This is a genomic window from Thalassotalea euphylliae, from assembly GCF_003390335.1.
Lineage (GTDB): Bacteria > Pseudomonadota > Gammaproteobacteria > Enterobacterales > Alteromonadaceae > Thalassotalea_F > Thalassotalea_F euphylliae_B.
On record NZ_QUOU01000001.1, the window covers coordinates 1,585,300 to 1,609,933 of the forward strand.

Annotated in this window: 14 protein-coding genes and 1 pseudogene; 6 read left to right on the plus strand and 9 right to left on the minus strand. The window is 44.1% G+C overall.

Translation table 11 applies throughout. The features are described 5' to 3' along the window. Nucleotides 1-202: 202 nt before the first annotated feature. The 3 genes from DXX93_RS07015 to DXX93_RS07025 all read right to left on the minus strand — a co-directional run bounded on the left by DXX93_RS07015 (nt 203) and on the right by DXX93_RS07025 (nt 5,634). Complete coding sequence (locus DXX93_RS07015) at nt 203-2,584, minus strand: TonB-dependent receptor (RefSeq protein WP_116007471.1); 2,382 nt, start codon at nt 2,582-2,584, stop codon at nt 203-205. A 313-nt stretch (nt 2,585-2,897) separates the two neighbouring features. Then, nucleotides 2,898-4,571: an AMP-binding protein gene (locus DXX93_RS07020; RefSeq protein ID WP_116007472.1), complete on the minus strand. Its 1,674-nt coding sequence runs from the start codon at nt 4,569-4,571 to the stop codon at nt 2,898-2,900. 142 nt (nt 4,572-4,713) lie between these two features. Beyond that, complete coding sequence (locus DXX93_RS07025; RefSeq protein WP_116009861.1) at nt 4,714-5,634, minus strand: DUF1295 domain-containing protein; 921 nt, start codon at nt 5,632-5,634, stop codon at nt 4,714-4,716. A 378-nt stretch (nt 5,635-6,012) separates the two neighbouring features. Between DXX93_RS07025 and DXX93_RS07030 the strand changes: the two genes are divergently transcribed. From DXX93_RS07030 to DXX93_RS07045, 4 genes are all read left to right on the plus strand, one after another. Continuing rightward, the gene (locus tag DXX93_RS07030; RefSeq protein WP_116007473.1) at nt 6,013-7,242 is read left to right on the plus strand and encodes an acetyl-CoA acetyltransferase; all 1,230 of its coding nucleotides are present in this window, start codon (nt 6,013-6,015) and stop codon (nt 7,240-7,242) included. 225 nt (nt 7,243-7,467) lie between these two features. Beyond that, nucleotides 7,468-8,178, plus strand: coding sequence for a fatty acid metabolism transcriptional regulator FadR (gene fadR, locus DXX93_RS07035; protein WP_116007474.1), 711 nt, complete (start codon nt 7,468-7,470; stop codon nt 8,176-8,178). A 281-nt stretch (nt 8,179-8,459) separates the two neighbouring features. Next, nucleotides 8,460-9,287: a tetratricopeptide repeat protein gene (locus DXX93_RS07040; protein WP_116007475.1), complete on the plus strand. Its 828-nt coding sequence runs from the start codon at nt 8,460-8,462 to the stop codon at nt 9,285-9,287. A gap of 373 nt (nt 9,288-9,660) precedes the next feature. Further along, the gene (locus DXX93_RS07045; protein ID WP_116006822.1) at nt 9,661-10,629 is read left to right on the plus strand and encodes an IS30 family transposase; all 969 of its coding nucleotides are present in this window, start codon (nt 9,661-9,663) and stop codon (nt 10,627-10,629) included. A 45-nt stretch (nt 10,630-10,674) separates the two neighbouring features. Here the strand turns inward: DXX93_RS07045 and DXX93_RS07050 are convergent, their stop codons facing one another. The 3 genes from DXX93_RS07050 to DXX93_RS07060 form a co-directional block, all read right to left on the minus strand. Then, entirely contained in the window at nt 10,675-11,847 is a 1,173-nt protein-coding gene (locus DXX93_RS07050; RefSeq protein WP_116007476.1) for a cytochrome-c peroxidase, read from the minus strand. Further along, the gene (locus tag DXX93_RS07055; RefSeq protein WP_116007477.1) at nt 11,816-12,211 is read right to left on the minus strand and encodes a FixH family protein; all 396 of its coding nucleotides are present in this window, start codon (nt 12,209-12,211) and stop codon (nt 11,816-11,818) included. Before DXX93_RS07055 ends, DXX93_RS07050 begins: the two co-directional genes overlap by 32 nt. A 182-nt stretch (nt 12,212-12,393) precedes the next feature. Beyond that, complete coding sequence (locus DXX93_RS07060; RefSeq protein ID WP_116007478.1) at nt 12,394-17,805, minus strand: galactose-binding domain-containing protein; 5,412 nt, start codon at nt 17,803-17,805, stop codon at nt 12,394-12,396. Between the two features lie 277 nt (nt 17,806-18,082). Between DXX93_RS07060 and DXX93_RS07065 the strand changes: the two are divergent. Beyond that, nucleotides 18,083-18,238: pseudogene (locus tag DXX93_RS07065) on the plus strand (IS1595 family transposase); the annotation flags it as partial. A gap of 506 nt (nt 18,239-18,744) precedes the next feature. After that, nucleotides 18,745-19,545 carry a tetratricopeptide repeat protein gene (locus tag DXX93_RS07070; protein ID WP_181902165.1) on the plus strand — a complete coding sequence of 267 codons (801 nt, stop codon included), beginning with the start codon at nt 18,745-18,747 and terminating at the stop codon, nt 19,543-19,545. A 246-nt stretch (nt 19,546-19,791) separates the two neighbouring features. Here the strand turns inward: DXX93_RS07070 and DXX93_RS07075 are convergent, their stop codons facing one another. From DXX93_RS07075 to DXX93_RS07085, 3 genes are read right to left on the minus strand one after another with little or no spacing between them, the layout of a single operon-like run. Then, the gene (locus DXX93_RS07075; protein WP_116007480.1) at nt 19,792-21,306 is read right to left on the minus strand and encodes a SpoVR family protein; all 1,515 of its coding nucleotides are present in this window, start codon (nt 21,304-21,306) and stop codon (nt 19,792-19,794) included. A 24-nt stretch (nt 21,307-21,330) separates the two neighbouring features. Continuing rightward, entirely contained in the window at nt 21,331-22,608 is a 1,278-nt protein-coding gene (locus DXX93_RS07080; RefSeq protein ID WP_116007481.1) for a YeaH/YhbH family protein, read from the minus strand. A gap of 49 nt (nt 22,609-22,657) precedes the next feature. After that, on the minus strand, nt 22,658-24,592 hold the full coding sequence (locus DXX93_RS07085; protein ID WP_116007482.1) for a PrkA family serine protein kinase: 1,935 nt from the start codon (nt 24,590-24,592) through the stop codon (nt 22,658-22,660). Nucleotides 24,593-24,634: the final 42 nt, after the last annotated feature.

Consider the following 24,634-nt stretch of genomic DNA (forward strand, 5'->3'; position numbering starts at 1 on the left):
GTCGCAGCGTCTTGGTAGCACTCTTTCAGTATTTATAGCGGTATCTATAGACATTTTGCTTTGGCTGAATTGCTCAGTTGCATGATGAAGCGAAGGCGAGCAAGTGTTACCTCATCCTAAGCAAGCCACTATAGTCAAAGTTATAACTAAAAAAGCCAGCTGCTATACAGTGCAAACAGCTGGCAAGTGGCTTAGCCGTTTTCTAGAAGTTGTAATAACCTCGTAGGCTCCACATCGAAGGCGGGGCGATAAAGCCGTACACAGTGTCGGCACCAAAGGTGCCAGATAGTGGCGAGTTATTGGCATACGTGACATAGTCTTGATCGGTAATGTTACGACCCAAAATCTCGACTCCCCAGTCTTCAAACTCGATGGCGATGTTTACATCAACTCGGCCAATAGAGCCGACCTCAAAGTTAGGATCTAAGTTTTGATGAACGTTTTGCGAGCCGGTGTAGCTGTAGTTCAAGTTAATGTGCAAGTCGGCGCTATCGGTCAATGGTACAAAGTAATCAGCATTGAGGTTGCCGCTAAATTCAGGGGTATATTGTCCGCTTAATCCGGTGTAATCACATAAATTAGTTGTAGGGTTATAGCGTGCCGCGCGATCGGGGTTTTCTGTGTCAAACTGTTGGGCATAGTAACAGTTACCGTTGGTGTAATCGGTAAATTCATGGTCTAGGTAGGCGGCAGAATAAGACAAGGTTAAGTCTTGGGTGAGTGCAATAGAGCCGTCAATTTCAATACCACTTACTTCCGCATCGGCATTGCCGACCACAAACCCTAGCCGGCCATCAAATTGGGCGACTTGTAAGGCGTCGTAATCGGTAAAATACGCTGCGGCGTTAAATCTTGCGCGACCATCCCAGAATGTGCTTTTAAAGCCAGCTTCAAATGCTGAGGCTTCTTCGCCTTCAAACTCGAACGAAGTGACAATGTTTGAGCGAGTGTCATAGCCACCGGATTTAGAGCCTTTTGACCAGCCACCGTAAAACATTAGGTCGTCGCTGGCGAAATACTGAAATTTGATACTGGGGTCAAATGAGCTTTCTGAGCGATCACCACTTAAATTATGCCCTGTGGTTTGCTCACTCTCGATAGCAAAAACATTTTGCAGAACGGCAGCGCCAACAGGCGCAGGCTGGCCAGTCAGGGTGTCGGTAACATTCATGGCACGCGTTGCTTCTTTATCTTCCGTTACCCAGCGAGCCCCAACCGAAACCCTAAGTTTATCGGAAACTTGCCAATCACCTTGGGCAAATACAGAGAAGGCGTCGGCGTCTTGAGTGAATGTTCGTGTTGCCGATGTCCCGGAAATCGCGTTGCCCAGTGCAGGGTTTTGGGTGATGGCAAATACAGCTGTTGGCAATACGGATAAGTCGGGTCGACCAACGGGGCCTTCAGGTATGGCAATTGAGTCTTCATAATCCATATCACTGGTTTGATAAAAGATACCAGCTTGCCATGAAAATGTTTGCTCTGACGGAGTTGCAATACGAAACTCTTGGCTAAATTGGTCGTACTTTTCATAGAGCGGTGCGCCAATAATAGGGGCGGCGATAAAGTCACAATCACATATTTCGTCTAGCTCATATTCTAAAAAAGCCGTGTTTGACTCAAATTCTAAGTCGCCAATCATGCCGTTAACGGCAAACACGTAAGAGTCCATTTCATTATTACTGGTATCGCCATTGGCGTCGCGTTCGTAGTCTAAATCGGTATCTGTGATGGCGTTTGGCAGGCCAAAGACTGTCGCTAGAGTAGTACCAAATGGGTTACCTGGGTTGCCTTGATCTTGAATAATTTCAATTTGGCGACCAATGGTGTCGAATTCGTTGCGTTCGTACTTGAAGTTAAGTTGCCAGTCAGCGTTGAGCAAATATTTGAGTTTGGCGCGAATGGTGAGATCGTCGCGCTGTGGTTCATCGCGATCAAGGGTTTTGTTGTAAATGTAGCCGTCGTCTTCATAACTGCGAATTGACAGGCGACCGTACAGTTTAGAGTCAATAAGTTCGCGGTTCATTATGCCTTGTAGTTCGGTTGTGCCGTATTCGCCAAATTGCATAAATACTCTGCCACTGTTTTCTTCTTCTACACTGGCTGTCGAGATGTTAAGGGCACCGCCAATGGCGTTTTTACCAAACAAAATACTTTGTGGGCCACGCAGCACTTCAACGCGTTCGAGGTCAAAAAATGGCGCGCGGCTTAGCTGGGGGCGTGCATGCGAGATACCGTCAACAAATTGCACCACAGATTGTTCAAACCCTTGGTTATTCCCTGTGCCAATACCGCGAATATAGGTTTGTGTCGATAAGCCTGTTTCGGTGAGCGAGAGGTTGGGGACATAGAGCTGTAGGTCGTCAATTTTATCGATAGACACACGTTCTAACTGTTTTGCTGACAGGGCAGAAACCGATATTGGAACGTCTTGAATATTTTCGACCCGGCGCTGCGAGGTGACTTCAATAATTTCTAACTTGGCACTACTGTCGTCGCTGGGGTTACTGGTTTGGGCAAGCGCATTCGAAACACTCACGGCACATAAAGACAATAAAAACTTCGAAACAACACCTTTATTCATCATTTCACCTCCAAGGTTGATTTTGATTTTTTTGTTATACGGTTGATTTAGTTCGTTGTTATAGCTAATTATTTATCTGTATTTATCTGTATTTATCTGTATTTATCTGTATTTATCTGTATTTATCTGTATTTATCTTGTATTTGTCTGTCTAGCCAGCGGCCAAATGCTTGCGCGAGCATGGCTAAAAGCAAGTAGTTTGTTTGCCCCTTAGCTGTTTGTTCGCGCTGAGTCGTATAATGACGAGCGTCACTCACAACTCAACTCGTGAGGCGTTAACTCACAATCCATCGCGAGTAGCGGGGAGTAGACGAAACTAGTTCGTCCACACTATTTTGTCGCTATGGGGCGCTGCAATTATGTCGGCAAAGGTATCTTCTATTGTGTGCCTTTTAACTTTTAACGTTGGCGTGAGTAAATCATTGTCGACCGACCATTCTTCGCTAAACACAATCAGGCGATCTAGGCGCTGATGGCTCTCCAAAGTTTGATTGACCGTTTCTAACGTTCTCAGCAAACTCGCTTCATTGGTTGTTTGACTCTCTTTTTTCGCATCGTCAGACAACACCAACAAACCTATCGGCTGCGCGAGATTGGTACCGGTAACACACACTTGCTCAACACTGGAGTTTTCCATGATCTTTGCCTCAATCGGCGCAGGTGTCACATATTTACCTTTGGCCGTTTTGAAGATGTCTTTTAATCGACCGGTAATGCGATAGTAGCCATCGCTATCCACCACGCCTTTATCGCCCGTTCTCAGGTAGCCGTCATTGGTAAATACACCGGAGGTTTTTTCTTGGTCTTTGTAATAGCCAATCATGTTGCACGGCGCTTTTACTTGAATTTCGCCATCATCGGCAATGCGCATATCAACACCGTCGTAGGCTTTGCCGATTGAGCCAACTTTGTCTTGCCTAAACGGTATGCAGCTGGTGCCATAGGCGGCGTTTTCTGTCATTCCCCACGCTTCACAAATGTTGATACCAAGCTTGCTGAACCAATCGATAGTGGCTGGTGCTAGGGGGGCAGAGCCTGAGGCGTAATGGCGGGCAGAGTCTAAGCCCAATTGCTTTCGAATTTGCGAGGCAACTTTTTTACCGACGATAGGTAATCGCAGCAGGAAGTTGAGCTTTTTCTGCGATACTTTCGACAATATACCCATTTGGAACTTAGTCCACAGGCGAGGCACAGAAACAAAGAGTGTTGGGTCGCAGTTCTTGACATCGCGGGTAAAGGTGTCAAGCGACTCAACAAAATACAACTTCATCCCTGAGTAGTAGCCGGAGAGTTGAATTAAGGCCCGTTCTGTGATGTGCGCCAATGGCAGGTAGCTCATTACTCGATCTTTTGTGCTTACGCCCAGTACGTGTATCGAATGACTCGCTGCCCAACTCAGGGTGCGGTAGGTATGCACCACGCCTTTCGGTTGGCCAGTGCTGCCTGAGGTGTAAATAATACTGAAAATATCGTCCATATCTGGCACCGGATTGTCAGCAATCGGCTCGATATCGGTAAATTCTTCCCAGCTAACGGGTACCTCAGCACCTTCGTATGGAAATGCGACCTGTTTGACGTTGTCGGGCAGGTAACTAATTGAGGCTTCTGGCTCATCTAGCTTACCGACAAAAATCAGCGGGCATTCGGCATGTGCTAGTACGTATTGAATGGTGTCTTTTCCTGCGGTAGCAAAAATCGGCACGGAAACGTGACCTGCCATGGCGATCCCCATATCGGCAATGATCCAGTGAGCGCAGTTTTTCGACAAAATGGCGATTTTGCTGCCTTTGGGGTAATCACTGGCGCGTAATGCCGCGGCGACTTTACGCGCTTGTGTAATGGCCTCTTTCCAGGTGAATTCGATGTACTTTCCATTGATTGGCTGGGTCATGTATAAGGTGTCAGGGTGCTCGCTTTCCCAACGATAAAGCATTGATATCGGTGAAGTGACGGTGTCTTGTTCTGTCGTATTAGTATTATTGATTGACATACTTACTCCATTGTTGTTTAAAAATTGGTCGCTCTATAGTGATAGTGATCTAAAGAGCAAACGGCAAGAACTTTTTAAACTCCATATCAATGATTTATGAAAATTAACGGTGTTTTTTCTGTGTGCTGTTGGTTTGTACCAATTATGTTGCTTTGACTTTTTCAACGCTTGGCACCAGTACTGGCTTTGTTAATCGTGGCACTAACACCGGCGTTTGGCTTTTATACGCGTGATACAATTCGTGATCTGAATACTTTTTGTCTGCTGATTTTTCCAGTAACGGAATGCCGCTAACACGGGTGAGCAATAGCAACACAAACAGGGGAGAAATCAGCGTTACGTAGCCCCAACCGGATAACACTGGCAGTGCAACCAAGCTAACACCGAACCACAACATAATTTCGCCAAAATAATTAGGGTGGCGTGAATAAGCCCATAAACCGGTGTGAATAAATGCGTGACCAGTTTGTGCTTGTGTGCTTTTAAAGATTCGTTTTTGGTGGTCTGCGATCGCTTCTATAGCAAAACCAGTGAGCCACAAGCCAATACCTATGGTACCGAGCCAGCCAATGGGGTGGGAGTTTTGTGAAAGCATTGCGACGAAGGCCGCTGAGGCCGTCACGGTTATCCATAACCCTTGAATTGTCCATGCTGCGAGAAAACGCAGTGGGTTTGGTTTGATTTCGTCAAAGCGATTATCGGCACCATCTTTCGAGATGCGAATAAACAAAAATGTACCAAGACGAGCTGCCCAAATGATCACCATAGCCGCCAAGATAATGCTTCGCTCAGCCAGTTGTTCAAATGTGATCAGTAAAATAAAAGCGGTAATGGATAGGTAAGTTATGCTCCCGGTTAAATCATAAAAGCGTTCGGTTTGTTTTGCGTAGGCAGGAATAAAGGCGAGCCACTGAATAACAAAAGCTACGGCAACACATAAACCAAATGCGGGTAACCCTTGCCACTCAATACTCATTTGATTGCCAGCCAAGGCAAACAGTGAACCGAGAATTAATGACACCGAGATCATCACGATTGCTCTAGTTGGCACTCTTGTTGACATTGAACGCTCCTGGTTGATATCTGTACAAGTTGCTTTCATTATGAGACTATCATTACCGAAAAAATAATCAGGTGTCAAACAAATGTGCAGCAGGTTGAGCGTTTTTTGTTACGAAAGGTTATTTATGTCATGCAGTTACAAGCGTTTTATCAAAGGCTTTATTGGCTGACTCATTTAACGTGCTGGCTTGGTCATGAACTCGATAATGTATTGGAATTTGTTTGAACGGCTTTTCGAGGCAGGTATTTTTTGAGCTAGACATGTGCCTCTTATGCTGTGTTTAGTCGATGAAGCTAATCAGCAATGGATTTATTGCGGCATTAACAAGATTATAAATCGGCAGATGGAGCCGAATGACAAGCGGAATAGGAAATGACGATGGAAAACAAAGTGTATATTCTCGGCGGTGCGCAAACGGATTTTTCTCGAAATTGGCATCGGGAAGAGAAATCAATTTTCGATATGTTTAAGGAAGTCATGAACCAAGGTCTAGTGTCTTCGGGGCTGGAGCCTGCGCAAATCGAAGTCGGTCACGTCGGAAACTTTGTGGGTGAACTATTTGCTGGACAAGGATTAATGGGAGGCTTTTTCGGGCAGGCTTACGCTGAACTGGCGGCAATACCGACGTCGCGGCATGAAGCGGCATGTGCATCTGGTTCAATGGCGGCGTTGGCAGCTATGTCTGATATTCAAGCTGGGCACTACGGCTTGGCATGCGTGGTTGGCATTGAGCTTATGCGAAATGTACCTGGGAAAGTTGGTGCCGACTACTTAGGCGCTGCGACTTACCGGGGAATTGAAGCGACAAATTGTGATTATCCATGGCCGTATATGTTTGATTTATTGGCGCAAGAATATGACAAACGTTATGGCATGGACTACGACAGCCTAAAAACTATCGCTCAAATTAACTATGCAAATGCGCGAGTAAACCCCTATGCACAGTCAAAATCTTGGTCGTTTGAGGAAAAAAGCTTTACTAATGATGACGAACTCAATCCAATTATTGAAGGCAAACTTCGTAAAATGGATTGCGGCCAAATCACAGATGGCGCTGCTTGTGTGTTTTTAGCGAGTGAAAAAATTGCGAAACAACACGCACAAAAGCAGGGGCTTTCGCTTAGAGATATTCCATATATTAAAGGCTGGGGGCATAGGAGTGCACCTTTATTGTTTGAAGAAAAAATGCGATTAAGTCAAAACAGCCCATTGATTTTCCCTCATGCGAGGCTGATGGTTCAAGATGCACTGACTCGCGCGGGAATGTCGTCAGTAGCCGAGCTTGACGGTTTGGAAACTCATGATTGTTTTACGATTACTGAATACATGGCCATTGATCACTGGGGCTTAACTGAACCGGGGGAGAGTTACAAAGCAATTGAAGCCGGTCGAATTAGCAAAGATGGTGATTTTCCCATTAACCCAAGTGGTGGGCTAATCGGACTAGGTCACCCTGTCGGCGCGACAGGCGTGCGTATGATGTTAGATTGCTACCAACAAGTCACCGGGCAGGCGGGAAATTGTCAGCTCTCTAATGTGAATAACATGGCAACGTTTAATTTAGGGGGCAGCGCGACAACTTGCGCGAGTTTTATTATTGGCCGTTAGTAAAGCGGCTTTTCGCAATCCCATGGGTTAATAAAAAAGAGTGATTAAGAGAGTCACGAAAGCTACGCAATTAGCGGATTGTTGCGCGTTACAAGACGTTTATCACAAAAATTAAGCTAAATAGCGCTCACTAGATGCCTTTACAGTTTAACTGGTTGTACTAGTTGGTTGTTCTGGTACAATCAGTGAGATTTAAAAATGCAGGTAATTGAGGCTAAGAACGAAATGGTAATAAAAGCACAGAGTCCAGCAGGTTTTGCAGAGCAGTACATTGTTGAATCTATCTGGAATGGTGGCTTTCCCCCCGGCTCAATTTTACCCGCTGAGCGAGAGCTTTCAGAACTGATTGGTGTAACTCGTACCACATTACGTGAGGTGTTACAGCGACTTGCCCGCGATGGCTGGCTGACGATAAAGCACGGTAAGCCGACGCGAGTGAATAACTTCTGGGAAACGTCGAGTCTTAATATTCTTGAAACACTAGCGCAATTAGATCACGAAGGCATTCCAGAGCTTGTTGATAATTTAATGTCGGCGCGCACAAATATTAGTGCAATCTACGTGCGTGGTGCGATTAAGAACAACCCTGAAAAAACGATCGAATTATTGGAATCTTACAAAGACGTTGAAGATGACGGCGAAAAGTTTGCAGAGTTTGACTACAAGCTTAATAAAGAGTTGGTGATGGCGTCTGGAAACTCCATTTACTTGCTTATTTTAAATGGTTTTAGAGGCTTGTATTCTCGTTTAGGCGGCTTGTACTTCCAACACCCAAGAGGACGAGAAATTTCTCGCGGTTATTATCAGCGCCTTATCGACCTTGCTAAGGCTGGCAAATTCGACGAATCTGTATTTGCAGTGCGTAAATTCGGTATTGAATCGGGCCAACTTTGGTTAGAGCTGAAAGACGAAGTATTAAAAGAACTCGCCGAATAACGTCATAAATATAAAAAAACGGGTAAAGACTCAGTCTTTGCCCGTTTTTTTATGTCTAAATTTTACCAATATTGTGGTGTGATTAGTGGTCGAATTGTGGTGACAAGCGGTGTTTATTATTTGACAAACTACAGCTAAAGTTGAAGAGGATGTCTAATTTATCGCCTATGCGCTAAGCTAGTAATTAAGCTAGTAATTAAGCTAGTAATTAAGCTAGTAATATAGCTAAGTTGATTGTTGTTTCAGCTCATCGGCACCGTTGGCATAGGACGTGAACAAACATGGTTAAAAGACTCACAACAATTGGCATACTTGCCACAGTTCTGCAATTTGCGGCACTGCCCGCTGCTGCTGAAAAAATCGACGAGTGTAATTCTGGCACTTGTATCAACTACTTTAATCAATATAAAAAAGCTGCCAAACGCGGCCACTCACTGGCTATGTTAACCTTGGGGCAGTTCTACCACCACGGTTATGGCACGCCGAAAAACGAAAAGATGGCGTTGAAGTTTTTCAAAAAGGCGGCTCGTGCAGGTTATACTTCCGCGCAATTTAAAGCCGGATACATCTATTTGACAAGCAAAGAACTGCAAGACATCGATGATGCCCAAGCGTACCTCGAAAAAGCGGCCAAATATGAATATGACGGCGCTGATTTTCTGCTCGGTATGATGTACATGGATGAAAAATATGGTGTGCAAGATTTGGCGAAGGCAGACAGTCATTTCGCTGAGTCTTACCAGCGAAAGTACGAGCAGATCCCTAATGTTGTGAAATTTATTAACGCAAAATATGAAACGCCTGAAAAAGCCTTTCCCAAACTTTACAGCTTGTTGAATCAAAAACCCTTAGTGGCTACAGAAGATGGTGGGCTGGCTTGGTATGACGATGATGTAGAGGTGATAACGATCACGTCACCACCGTTGCAAACTACGTTTAACAAACAGCTGGTCACCTTTCGTAAGGCAATCAAATCGACAGGGACTCGCTTTAGAGGAAAGACCTGCGCTGAGCGCCTGACCTGTATGCAGCGAGCGGACATTGCTGATTCCACAGACTTTAGACATTTGTTTTTAGAGGGCTTTAGCGGTAATAACTACGCACGATAAAAATGGATGCAATTATTTATTCAGGCCGTATTCGTTGTTTCACTCATCTAGATAAATACGGTTAAACGGCTTAATCAAACACAAATAATTAGGGCGTGTTGAGCTTTCGAAATTGAATAAAATTCATTATCGCAACATCAACACGCCCTAGTCATCAGACAAACGAATGCCAATGCTTGAGGCTATTAGTCGACAGCAACCCAAGGTGTTTGTTTATGTGCTTTTACAAAATCTGTTTGAAAAACTGACGTAATTGTTAAAGCTTGTCGTGTTTATTGCTTGCCATCTTAGATTCGCATAATAAGTGCAATTTCTCAGGTTAGGTGGCCAGCTGTTATAGTTCGGCTACTTTCTCGCCAAAGGAAATAGCCTTATGAACTACAAACAGCTGACACAAGCTGAACGATACCAGATTTACGCTTTGTTAAAAGCAAAACATAGTCAAAAAGAGATAGCTGAAATTTTAGAGCGCAGTCCGTCATCCATTTCACGCGAGATACGACGCAATAAAGGATTGAGGGGCTATCGACCAAAACAAGCTCACCAATTGGCTAAACAAAGACGTCAATCGGCTACTAAGTCAGTCAAAATCACAGAGCAGGTCCAAGGTTGGATTAAGTGGTTGCTTGAGCAAGACTTTAGCCCAGAGCAAATTACTGGACGGATTAAATTAGAAGAAAAGCTTTCCCTGCACCATGAGAGTATTTACCGCTATATTTATCAGGATAAAGCCCAAGGTGGTCAACTGTATAAATCTCTCACCAGAGCAGGTAAAAAATACCAAAAACGCTATGGCCGCTATAGTAAGCGTGGCCAACTTGTGAACCGTGTCGGTATTGATGAACGCCCAGCGGTAGTTGACACAAAATCTCGTCTTGGTGATTGGGAAGGTGATACTGTTATAGGAAAAGGGCGCCAACACGCCTTTGTCACACTGGTTGAGCGAAAGACACTTTATACCGTTGTTAGGCGTATTGAGAGCAAACATGCTGATATTACAGCAGACGCTATCATTGATAGTGTTATGCCACTCAAAGAAAAGGTACTGACGATTACCTTCGATAATGGTAAAGAATTTGCTCAACATGAGCGAATTGCTCAAGCGCTAGAAGCGGATGTGTACTTCGCCCACCCTTACGCTTCGTGGGAGCGAGGTATCAATGAGAATACTAACGGTTTACTGCGACGTTACTTTCCCAAAGGCACAGACTTTATGGCGCTTAGTGAAGAAGAAATTCAGGCGGCAGTTGATAAGCTCAATCACCGCCCAAGAAAGACAAGAGGTTATAAAACACCTTATGAATTATTTACCGGTCAGCCAGAGAAATTAGTGGCTGCATAAACGATTGCACTTATTAGTTGAATTCAAGCATAGAAATAACATGTTTTAATCAATATTTAGCGTGTTCATAAAGCTGATAACTTGCCGCTGTTCAATTTCAGTTAAATTAAGCTCAGGTAATTCTGATTGTGCTGGTTTAGTTGATAAATAATGCTGCATGACTTGCTCGAGTGAATTAAAGCGGCCATCGTGAAAATAGGGCGCGGTTTTATTTAGATAGCGTAAGCTTGAACATTGCTCTGGGCTGGCATCACTGTATTGACCTAGGCAATTAAATGGGTCTCGAACTACAGTTCTCAGCCCTAAAAATCGGCCATAGTCTTGTTCATTTTTGTGATTGTTTTGTGAGCCAATATGATGAAAATCATTGTTAGTTAATAACGGACCATTATGACAACGAAAGCAGTGGGTTTTCTCAGTATTAATAAATAGACGAATGCCAGCAAGTTCATCATCGCTTAATAGTGAGTTTGCACGGGCAGCCCCTAAATTAAAAAGTGCGGTTAAATAATGATCAGATTTCGTTCTTGGTATCGATAGGCTGCGTTCATAGGCTGCAAGCGCTTTACCAATATTAACAAAAGCTCGATTGATTTCTTGTTGATCTTCTTTGCTGATTGTTTGCCAGTTAGCTCTAGCCTCAGTATCGCCCCAAGGACCAGACTTTTCGAGAATATTGTCGTTAAATACTTGCTTGGGAAATCGGCCAAAAAGATTTTCATAGCTTCGGTGGTAGTAGCTATCAGAGCCTATGACCCTTAGCACTTTTATCCGGCTACTGCCCATTTCTTTGGCTGCTTCAAAAGGCACTAATGCTTGCGCCCATAGCGAGTCTTTACGGCCATCCCAATAAAACCAAGTTGAATACCCTAGCCCTAATAAACTTTGGCTGTTGCGATTAAGCTTGTCTAGGCCTTTCCCCTTTGCCAAGCCATCAGTAAAAGCACGCTCGGGCTGGTGGCAACTGGCACATGAAAGCTCACCATTTTGGCTCATCCTAGGGTCAAAAAATAGCTGTTTACCAAACGCCGCAGCTTGTGGATTATTGGCATAACGATTTGACGGACTATGGAGTTTATCTGGTAAGTTTTTTAGTTGTAATGATTGCAAAACACTGCGCTCTTGGGCTGACCAGTAAGCGTGCTGCTCGCAGCCTTTAAGCATAGGTAATAATACAGTGGTGATACTAATGGCTAAGGCTAAAGTTGAGCGTTGCACTGTCGGTTAACTCATTTGTTCTTATTCTGAACGTGATACGCCAGTTGCCCGACATATTAAATTTGACCCCTTCAAGTAAGTATTGACCATTGCCAAGGTAGCGCGTTATCTGCGGTTGTGATGGTAAACCATGACCGTGCTCCGGCATACCGCCACTAATATTAATTAATGCCGGGTAGACCGGGCTCTTATTGCTATCGGTAAGGGTAATAATATGGTTATGAAAATAGCCAATAGGGGGCTTGTTATTTTGCTCGGTTGTTAAGCTTAGTAGAAATAGTCCTTGCTCACTGGTTATTTGGTAGTGAAAAGCCTGTTTGTCTGCTTTTCTTTGTTGGCTAGCATTTTGGCCAGTACAGCTCATACAGACGAGACAAAAGAGAACGGCGGTCAATAGCCGACAATAGCTCAAAGGTTGCTCCTTATTTGAGGGCGTTTAATTACGGTTTATCGAACAGTTTTACATAGGTAATCCTGTTATAAATTTTACGTAACTTATCTGCAATGGCTTATAGGACATCATGCAATATTCCTATTAATGATGCTCTAATTAGTAACACATAATCTTATGTTATCTAATAAATTTGATGAATCTATATCGCCATTAGCCGCGGATTCAGGCGTAATTGATAATTGTATTTGGCTTACACCAACAGGTACGTTGTAGGTCCCGCTGTGTTCAACCCAATTATTATTACCTGAGGCTAAGTTATTGAAGATAGTTTGTTGTCCGATAGGTCCAATACTTAGCGAAATAGTATCTATGCCTTCGCGCCCTCGATGAGATAGTTGCCAAGCTAGCCTGCTACCGGGAACAACCTGAACTATTTGGTTGTGAACATTCCCATCCATTTCAACAAATACTTGACCGTCTGCTGCGTTGATATTCAAAAAACCGGATGTGCCCAATTCAATGGTACCTCCTTGTGAAACGCCACCCTGCTGTAAGGGAATACCACCAGTCATAACCCACCCTGGGATATTTGCTTGTGGGTATGCATCAGCAAAAGCACCATTGCTATTTGGAGTACCTAAGGCATTAATTAACGCTGCGGCGGAATTATAGTCTGGATGGCTAGTTTGCTCGAAACTGCCATTGACTAATAAATTATTTGCCCCTGCAGCACAGTTTTGTATCTGTAAAGCTGGTTTTGATACTCGAATTGATGTCGCTTTATCATCAAAGCTTTCAGCCACTAAGGATGCCACCGAACTGGTAAAAGTTCGACATTCACCACTAAAATCTGCTTGATCGCATATCTCTACTTGATAACCAGCTTTTAAGGTAAAGGATGACGCATTATTGTTACCAACAGGCGAAGCACTTAACTGAGCAACGTTGTAATCGCCAGGAGCAAGTGTCCAGCTTGGTCCTGCTTCATTGGGGTGACCATACAAGACTAAAGCGTCACTTACCGGCTCTGGTGTCGGCGCTTGCCCATCTGCTATAGGAAAAATTTGCACTTCTGCAAGTGATAATGGCCCATCGCCTGCTAATTGCACACGGACATAGCGGCCTGCAGTAAGCGCTGAAATGGTTTCTTGCACATCGGCCTGACCACTAATTTGAGCACGCCATACACTATTGTCGGCAACAATATCTGCATAGCTACGACCGGTTAAGTCGGTTTGTGAGACAAACACATAAACATCGGATAAGCGTTCAGAGCAGCAATCGGTACGGTTGAATAGCTTAATTTCACCTACTTGAGTATTAGCGCCTAGGTCTAGCTGCCACCAAGGGTTTGCTTGACTCGCAGTGTGGGTCATTGAACCATTTATCCAAATGCTATTAGTATTGCCGTCAATTGCCCGTGAGGCTATGCCACCGTGAGTAGTTGACGATTGGCTCACTGTTTTGCCAAGGGCAATATTAGTGCTAGAAATTGCAGGTGGTAAGTCGCAACCGTGAACTTCAACTTCTGCCAATGACAACACATTAGCTTCATCAGTGTTACCTGCACCACCTGATAGATCAGGATCTGGTGCTCTATTGATAACAATTTGCGCGCCAGTAACACTACCGCCAGTAAGGGCGACCAAATCAAGGCTAATTTGCGTAGGCGAATTAAGGTTATTCTCAGGATTAAGCAAACTTGACTGATAGACACTTGAGCCATCGTTATTCACTATTGATACGGTAATATCACGTAAACGGCTGCTGGCTCCACGGTTATGTAAAACGATTTGTTCGAACTGGTAATCTTGGCTAAACGTGAGCTGCCAGTTGGCATTGCTGTCAGCAGTATCAGTGTGAGTAAAGTTGTTTAAGTTACCGTCAATAGCGTTATTGGCTGGAAAAATGTTCAATGCTCCACCATAACCAGAAGACTGGCTAGCACTACCTTTACTCGCCAAGTTTTCACTGCGATGACATTGTCCAGCGCTAGGTTGAGGGTTAGGTGTAACAACATCGTCATTTGAGACATTTTCTTTAAAGCTAATGGCAAATTTATAATTGCGACGTAAGTTAAATACCGAGACATTTTTCCCTGCGTTAGTGTTGGCAATTTTTTGATTTTTGACGGCTTTTGCGGTATCTATGCCAGCAACAAAACCCTTGGTCGCATCAACTAATGGGCTTGGTAATAAACCATAAATTTCATCTTGATCTGCACCGCCGTCTGCTACTGCAGGAATAACCGTACCGGCACCCCAGCCAGAGCCATTAGGGCTGGCGTCGATAAAACCAATAGCAATGGTATCACCTGTACTAAGCGATAGCGCCATGGTACCTAAATCACTAAAGTTAAACTGGTTTTGACCAATAAGGTAGTCGTCTTGGTAGCGGGTATCGCCAATGGCGATGACAGTAAAGTCGTTGTCATCATTTACTTTTACCACTATCGGAGTAATTGGATTACCAAGTTTTCTGGCGTAAAAGCTAAATTTATCAAGTTGAATAAACGCGTCGCCATTGTTGTAGGTATACGTGTCTTGTTCATTGATATACAAGCTTGGGTGGTGACCATCAATAAAGCTGCCATCAGCGCTGGTATCATTGCCTAAACTAAAGGCGGTGCTGGTAATGTTTTCACCATTAGGGGTTGGATCTGCATTATTACCAATGCCATCGCCATCACTGTCTAAAGTTTCATGTTGGTTTTCAGGGAAGGCACCTTTGTTGTCGGCAACACCATCACCGTCTGTATCTACTGACTCACTTGGGTCGTTAGGTAAGGCATCTTCACGATCTGGAACGCCATCACCATCGCTATCAAGATCAAGTGGCGCAGATGGCGCACTGCCTAGTACCTCTACTTCTGCTAGTGATAAAATACCTGTGCCAGCTAGCTGTATACGTACATAGCGACCGTCGGCATTAATGCTGATTTGCGTTTTGTTGGCGGCTTGGCCTGCAATATGGTGACGCCATACGCTGTTATCGGCAATAATATCGCTAAAGCTGCGACCCGTTAAATCAGTTTCTGAAACGAACACATAAACGTTCGATAAGCGACTGGTACAACAATTATCGGTGCGATTATATAGGTTTATCGCCTTTACTGTGTTGTTATTGCCTAAATCAACTTGCCACCAAGGGGTGGCTTCGCTGGCGGTATGAGTAACTGAATTGTTAGCATAAACACCGTTAGTATTGCCATCGTTAGCACGGCTAGCAATGCCGCCATAAGAGGTCGAAGATTGACTAACACTAGCACCTAAAGCAAGGTTATTGGCACTTTGCAGTTCTTGGTAGATGTCGATATTGTAATTGGCGGCAGTAAAGCTGACGCTGTCGTCTTGACCATAATCACCACCAATATGCACCACTTCAGCCACTGAAGGTACGCCAGCCGTGTTGACTAAAAACAACATGTAGTGACCAGGAGGGGCGATATTACCACCAGATGGGGCGGTAACATTAATGACGTTTGCCTGGTTAGCATTTATCGTCAATGGCACTAAGCGTTGTTCAAAGTTAGTGGCGTGGGTTACTGCACCTAGCTTAATTAAGTGGGCGCGTTCAATATTATTGGCATCGTTATTAATATTGATTGACTCAGCATATGCCCAGCTTTTTTGTACACTCGTAATATTAGGGCGGGTTGCTGGTGAACCATCAGCTGCAAATAGGTAAGGAGGATAATAAATTTCGGCATCGCGCTGACAAGGTGGTCCACCACATTGGCCCGCGGTAACCACACGGCCATCAGGAATTAACATTGAGGTACTGTGGTATTGGCGAGAAATTAGGTGATCGGCAGCGACTTGCCAAGTTTCAGTTTGTGGTGACCATAACTCTGATACATATAAGGTGCCCGGAGCGCTATAAACCACAGCACCATCGTCATTGCCACCATTAACAAAAACCGTACCATCGGCAAGTAAGGTCATGTCAAACTGACGACGACCATAATTCAGCTCATCTGCTGGTTGCACTACAGGGTTAATTGAGTTGAAATCTATCGTGCTACAGCTCGCTACTGAGTTAGCACCACCAGCGATTAACATTTTGCCAGTATCATAGGTAACATAACTACCATAGGTACGTACTAAATCATCCGGTCTGTTGCCTAATTCGTGGTTTTCACCTTGGCCTTCAAGCTCCAGAAAACGCATGCCTTTATCTGGACCCGCCATAAACATTTGACCGTTTGGTGCCGCTTGAACCCAAGGCCAGTAGGAAGAGTCATTGGTCGGTCCGCGAAAGTTGGTAAACGGAATGTTTGCACCCGGTAGCGAACGCCAAGCACCATTCTCGTAAACTTCAGGTTCGGTAACGGCAATTACCCCTTGACCGTAAAAATTACCGAAAACATCATTACCACCAGTTACTAGGACGTTACCTTCTGGGGTCACGGTGGCTGTTGGATAGTATCTTCCCCAATTCATTGCCTGTGCTAGTGTCCACTCGCCAGTGTCAACACTATATTCTACGGCAATGGTAGTGGTTGTACCGCCACCTTCAGCTGCGGCGGCCAGTAAATTCCCATTAGGTAAATGGACAAATGCCGAACAGAATAAGTCTGAACCTGGCGCAAATGTGCTTTCCTGAACAATGGTTTCGGTAGCCGGATCCCAAATTGCGTATTCGCCAGTCGTTGGATTGCCATCATCAGGGCTGCTTTCATTGAACATCACTCGACCATCGGTTAACAAGTACTGATTAATGGCAGAAAAAGGCCATTGTCTGACTGGGCCAAAAGTACCAATGCGAGCAGGGTTGGTATCAACACGGTTAACGGCGAGGTAAGTAACAATATCGTCTAGGTTGTGCTGTGATAAATTACCGTAACTGCCAGCAGGAAATGTGCGACATTGAGCGCCTTCTGGAACACCATTACTTAGCGGTGTTTTTGCGTGATCAATACCATTGGTACATAAGGTCGCCAAAAAGCCAGGTGCAACTTTAATGGAACTAATCGCATCATTGCCGACACCGTTCACGATGTCTAACACATCATAGCTGCCAGCGCTAAACTCTTGGCTATTGCCAGAAAACAAATTGCTCCACGCGGTTAAGCCCGTCGCAAGGCGGGTTTTAGTTTTCTCTGCCACGACTATCGCACTGGTGGCATTATTAAAGTTATGGCTGTTTAGCTGGTTGACAGTTTCACTCGTAAACACATGACATAAACCAAGGTCGATCGAGCCATCATTAGTTGGGTTAGTACTGGCATTTTGACAAAGCCAGCCGACGGCATTATTGCCCGCGGTTACCGAAGACGTTTGTTTATCTGATATTTGCTGAAAGTTATCAACTTGAGGGTGAACTTGCTGCGCAAAATAAACCCCAGCGCTAAAAATTTCACTATCGCCAGTAAGGTTCTGATTTTGCCAAAGGGTCACAGTATTAGCTGTAGCTTGTTGCTTAGGTGTATGGTGAGGCGGTGAAATCGCAACGGATTGAGCTGTATACAACAAGCCAAGCATAGCTGCTGCGGGTATTATTTGCTTAACATGCAGTAACTGTTTCGGCGTTATTAACCGATTGCTTTTTATAAGCTTTGTCATTACTGACGACTCCGAATAGAGACGTTTAACATTTTACGTTACATTTTTTTTACAGTAGGCAGCTTTTGTGCCGCTTTAAAATTTACTTTTCTTCACTTAGCGTTAACACTATGAAAACAAGGGAAGTGAGTACTTTGCTTTTCAAGTGTTTAATAACTTTGTTAATCCCCTGTTCTCTATCTGTAAAGCTTTTCGACAATCAATGATGGGTTGTTTGTCGCCTGAGGTTAATATGATGGGGAAGGGCTTATAACCAGATAGCGCCTTAGAATAAGGCAGTGAGCTGTGCAGTGATGGCTACAAACCCTACATTGCACTGTCAGCAAAAAAATAGTTGGATTCACAAGCGATTAGATGTTGCAGGTGGCGTTAAAGTGATAGACAAAGTCTTTTTCATATTAAGCATGTTAACGCTTACTACTGTAGGCTAAAAACGGGGAAAGGCTGACTCTTTCCCCGTTTTTTTATGTCTGAATTTTACTGATGTGGGGTGTGATTAATGGTCGTATTGTGGTGATAAGCGGTGTTTATTATTTGACAAACTACAGCTAAAGTTGAACAAGGTGTCTAAATTATCACTGTGCGTTAAGCTCATAATGCCAAGTTCATAATACAGGCTAGTTGAATGTTGTGTTCAGCGCATCGGCCCGTTGGCATAGGAAGTGAACAAACATGGCTAAAAGCTTCACCACAATTGGCTCACTTGCCAAAGTATTGCAGATTGCGACACTGATTTTCTACTCGTTATGATGTACATGGATGAAAAATATGGTGTGCAAGATTTGGCGAAGGCAGACAGCCATTTCGCTAAGTGTTACCAGAGAGAGTACGAGTAAACTCCCGATCTAGAGAAATATTGTTAGACGGCTTAATCAAGTACAAATAATTAATAACGATAAAGGAACGATGATGATAAAGAGAGTAACCCGGCTGTTAGCAATGGCAGCTGCTATTCAAATGACAAGTATGAGTGCATTCGCTGAGAAAATAGATGAATGCAATACTGATAGCTGCATTAACTATTTTGAACAGTACAGAACTGCGGCTAAACGAGGCCATTCACTGGCGATGTTGACGTTAGGGCAGTTTTATCACCACGGTTATGGCACGCCAAAAAATGAAAAGATGGCATTAAAGTATTTTAAGAAAGCGGCTCGCGCTGGGTACACGTCGGGGCAATTTAAAGCGGGTTATATTTATATGACCAGTAAGGAATTGCAAGACATTGATGATGCGAGAGATTACCTTGAAAAAGCGGCAAAATACGAATACGACGGTGCAGACTTTTTACTGGGTATGATGTACTTAGATGAAAAATATGGCGTACAGGATTTATCGCTTGCCGATGATCACTTTGCCAAGTCATACGCTCGCAAGTATGAGCAGATCCCAAATGTGATTAAATTTATTACCGCCAAGTACGAAACGCCAGAAAAAGCCTTTCCAAAGCTTTACGCCAAGATGAACAAGAAACCTTTGGTTGCTAAAAAAGATGGTGAACTCGCTTGGTATGATGATAACGTAGAAGTGATTACCATAACATCGCCTCCCCTACAAACTACATTCAATAAACAATTGATGACCTTTCGAAAAGGGATTAAAGCGACAGGCACTCGCTTTAAAGGGAAAACTTGTGCTGAGCGTTTAACTTGTTTGCAACGCGCCGATATCGCAGATTCAACTGACTTTGCTAACTTGTTCTTACAAGGCTTTACTGGCAAAGAAGTTAACGGCGGTTAGCCTCAGAGGGGTAAGCATCGCAGCTTAATAACGCTGTGATGCAGCGACTCTTTTTTGTTGATTAGTTACAGCAGGGTAGGGAATAGTGGCGGCAATGGGCGTTTTTAGCCGACTTTGGCAAAGCACTTCGCTCTTTCTACTTAATCAATTGAGCATATCTACTGGACACGCCAGGCAACAAACACTTTGTTGCCTTTTTACTTTTGAAAGTTGTCAACACACGTTGATTAAAGTCAGTTGTTCTTATCAAGTTTCACTAGCATCGACTTTCACTGGGCAGCTCGCCAGTGGTTCTTCGTCACCAAAGTCATCTTCTTGTACCAGTTTTACGTCAAATTGCCATAAATAGTGTAAGTGTTTGAGGACTTCTTCATGAGAGTTGGCAAGTGGCACTTTGTTGTAAGGGGTATGTCTGAGTGTTAGAGATCGATCGCCATTGATGTCAGCATCAACAATTTGTATGTTAGCTTCTAAATTACTGAGATTATATTGGTTGGAAAGGGTTGAGCGAATTTGCTGATAACCTAGATCATTGTGAATGGCGGCCACTTCGATGTAGTTGTAGCTATCGTTGTCATGTATGTGAAAGAGTTTAAAGTCGCGTATGATTTTAGGTGACAAAAACTGGCTAATAAAACTCTCATCTTTGAAGTTTTCCATCGCGAAATGCACTGTGTTTAACCAGTTACTCCCAGCTATTTCCGGAAACCAGCGTTTATCCTCTTCTGTTGGGTTTTCGCAAATACGACGAATATCCATAAACATGTTAAAGCCAAGAGCGTAAGGGTTAATGCCTGAATAATACGGGCTGTTATATTCAGGTTGGGCAACAACATTCGTATGGCTATGTAAGAACTCAAGCATAAACTTGTCACTGACGAGCCCTTCATCATATAAATGGTTTAATAGCGTGTAGTGCCAAAAGCACGCCCACCCCTCGTTCATCACTTGTGTTTGTTTTTGCGGGTAAAAGTACTGAGATATCTTACGCACGATACGAACTATCTCACGCTGCCAAGGTTTTAGCAGTGGCGCGTTTTTCTCAATGAAGTACAAAATGTTTTCTTGCGGCTCACTGGGGAAGCGTTTCTTACGGTTTTGCTTTGCCTCTGACTGCGTCGGTAGGGTTCGCCAAAGTGCATTCACTTGAGATTGCAAGTAGGCTTCGCGCTCTTCTTGACGCTTCAATTCTTCATCCAAAGAGATTTTCTGCGGTCGCTTGTAGCGGTCAACACCGTGATTCATCAAAGCGTGGCAAGCATCTAAGGTTGCTTCAACTTCATCAATACCATATTTGTGCTCGCATTTGGCAACATAGTTTTTGGCGAACAGTAAATAATCAATAATTGAGCTGGCGTCAGTCCATGATTTGAACAGGTAATTGCCTTTAAAAAAGGAATTGTGACCATAGCAAGCATGTGCCATCACTAAAGCTTGCATGGTCATGGTGTTTTCTTCCATCAGATAGGAGATACAAGGGTCAGAATTAATGACAATTTCGTATGCTAAACCCATTTGCCCACGTTTGTAGGTGCGTTCAGTTTGAATAAACTTTTTTCCGAAAGTCCAGTGATTATAGCCTATCGGCATACCAACACTGGCGTAGGCATCCATCATTTGTTCGGCGGTAATGACTTCGATTTGGTTAGGATAAGTATCTAATCGATAGTGCTCGGCGACACGAGCGATCTCGGCTTGGTATTGTTCAAGCTTCTCAAATGTCCAATCAGGGCTGTCATCTAACGGCTTACGTGTTGTCATAACGCTCCTTACTCCTTGGGGAATCTAGGCGGCGGTCTTTTCGTCTTTCTTGAATAGCTCTCTAAAGACCGGATAAATGTCTTCAACAGATTTGATATGGCGCATGGCAAAATTGCTACATTGGCTCGCAACCTCTTGATATTGCTGCCACAGTGTTTGATGCGCTCGTTGAGTAATTTCGATATAGCTAAAATAACGGGACTTAGGCAGGATGTTGTTTTGCAGTAACTGTTTACAAAGTGGGGAATCGTCTGCCCAATTGTCGCCATCCGATGCCTGTGCGCCGTAAATATTCCAATCACTTGCACTGTACCTGTCTTGAATAATCTCAACCATCAGCTCTAGTGCGCTTGAAGCTATCGTGCCGCCAGTTTCTTGTGAGTAGAAAAACTCGTGTTCATCAACTTCTTTCGCTTGCGTATGATGGCGAATATAAACAACGTCGATTTCTTTGTAGGTTCGCGTCAAAAAGAGGTACAGCAAAATATAGAATCGCTTGGCGACATCTTTTGTGGCTTGATCCATGGAGCCAGAAACATCCATCAAACAGAACATTACCGCCTTCGATGTCGGCACCGCCTGTTTCGCATAGTTGCGATAGCGCAAATCAAAGGTATCAATAAACGGGACTTTGGCTATTTTCTGTTTTAACTCAGCGATTTCATTTTTTAAGCGCTTCTCTTCATTGATATGGTCATGTGGATCAGCCAGCAGTTCCGCCAAGCTCGCCTCGCATGCTTTTAACTGGCGCCGTTTAGTGGAGGTCATCGCAATTCTGCGGGCAATGGACCCTTGCAATGATTTGACGATGTCGATATTGGCTGGTACGCCTTCCGCACAGTAGCCACTGCGCACGGTTTTATATTCCACGAGCTTGTCGAGTTGGTTTTTCTTGAGGTTGGGTAGGGCTAAATCCTCAAAAAGCAGGTCGAGATATTCATCTTTCGAAATCGAGAAAACAAAATCATCTTCACCTTCCCCTGAGTTACTGGCATTGCCTTGACCACTTCCTTGCCCTGCACCTTGCGGCGGACGGTTAATGCGATCTCCTGGGGTAAACTGGTCATTGCCGGGGTGAACTCGGTCACGAATACCGCCACTACCTTGGTGAAAAATAGGTTCACTTAAATCCTTTTTCGGGATAGTAATACTCTCGCCGCTGTCGATATCTGTTACGCCACGCTTGTTGATGGCATCAGACACTGACTTTTTGATTTGGCTTTTATAACGTCGAATAAAGCGCTGGCGATTAACCGTGCTCTTGTTCTTGCTGTTAAGCCGTCTATCTATAAAATTCGCCATACTGCAACTCCTAACCCAGCAAGCCAGTACATAGCTAGCACTAGGCTAACTATGAAGACTTTCTAACGCGCAAATACCATTCAGACAACAGTCGAACTTGTTTTTTGGTGTAGCCTTTACTCATCATGCGCTCAACAAAGTCATCGTGTTTTTGCTGGTCGTCGGTTGACGTTTTAGTGTTGAAAGAAATCACAGGGAGCAAATCTTCGGTATTTGAGAACATCTTTTTCTCGATGACTGTGCGCAGCTTTTCGTAGCTGGTCCAATTTGGGTTTTTGCCGTTGTTATTGGCTTTTGCGCGCAGCACAAAATTAACGATTTCGTTGCGAAAGTCTTTCGGATTGCTAATGCCTGCTGGCTTTTCTATTTTTTCCAGCTCGTTATTGAGGGCTTCGCGGTCGAACAATTGGCCCGTTTCAGCATCGCGATATTCTTGGTCTTGTATCCAAAAATCCGCATAGGTGACATATCGATCAAAAATGTTTTGGCCGTATTCTGAATAGGATTCCAAGTATGCGGTTTGAATCTCTTTGCCAATAAATTCGATATATTTCGGCGTTAAATAGCCTTTGATAAACTCAAGGTAGCGCTCTTGCGTTTCTTTTGGGAGCTGTTCGCGCTCGACCTGCTGCTCTAACACGTAAAAGAGGTGCACAGGATTTGCGGCGACTTCTAAGTGATCAAAGTTGAAAACCCGCGATAATATTTTGAAGGCAAATCGGGTGGATAACCCTGACATCCCTTCATCGATGCCAGCATAGTCACGATACTCTTGATAGGATTTCGCTTTCGGATCGGTGTCTTTTAGGCTTTCACCGTCATACACGCGCATTTTTGAGTAGATACTGGAATTATCAGGGTCTTTTAAGCGTGACAATACGGAGAACTGCGCCAGTGTTTCAAGGGTATCAGGCGCACATTGCGCGTCTTTTAGTTCACTGTTTTCAATCAGCTTTTTGTATATCCTGACTTCTTCAGAAATACGCATACAGTAAGGTACTTTAACGATGTAAACGCGGTCTAAAAATGCCTCATTGTTTTTGTTATTTCTAAAGGTTTGCCACTCGCTCTCATTTGAGTGGGCTAAAATCATGCCATTGAACGGCAGCGCCGATAACCCTTCGGTAGGATTGTAGTTACCTTCTTGGGTTGCCGTTAACAGTGGATGAAGCACTTTAATCGGCGCTTTGAACATTTCAACAAATTCCATAACCCCTTGGTTAGCGCGACAGAGCGCGCCGGAATAGCTGTAGGCGTCGGGGTCGTTTTGGGCAAAGTGTTCAAGCTGTCGAATATCCACTTTACCAACCAACGCAGAAATATCTTGGTTGTTGTCATCGCCCGGCTCAGTTTTGGCAATGGCAATTTGATCAAGAATTGAAGGGTAAACTTTCACCACCTTAAATTGCGCAATATCTCCTTTAAATTCATGCAAACGCTTAGCTGCCCACGGCGAGATAATGGGATTCAAGTAACGGGCGGGAATACTGTATTCTTCTTGCAATATTTTGCCATCGGCTTCTGGGTTGAATAAGCAGAATGGGTGATCGTTAACTGGGCTGCGTTCGCCGTTTGCGCTCAGCACATAAATGGGTTCTTGCTGCATTAGCGCTTTGAGTTTTTCCGCCAAGGATGATTTACCGCCACCAACGGGGCCAAGTAAGTATAAAATTTGCTTTTGCTCTTCTAAGCCTTGGGCGGCATGCTTGAGGTAAGAGACAATTTGTTCAATGGCCTCTTCCATGCCGTAAAAATCTTTAAATGCTGGATAACGCGCGATCACGCGGTTTGAAAAAATACGGCTCAGGCTGGGAACGCTTGAGGTATCTACCATTTCAGGCTCACCTATTGCTGCCAATAAGCGCTCCGCGCTGCTGGCGTAGGCCATTTTGTCTGTACGACAGATGTTGAGAAATTCTTGCAGCGAAAACTCTTCTTGCTGCGCGTGCTCGTAGCGAGATTGATAGTGTGTGAAAATGCTCATAACTCTCTCCCATACCTTCAGCGAGGTACTAACAAGTAAGAC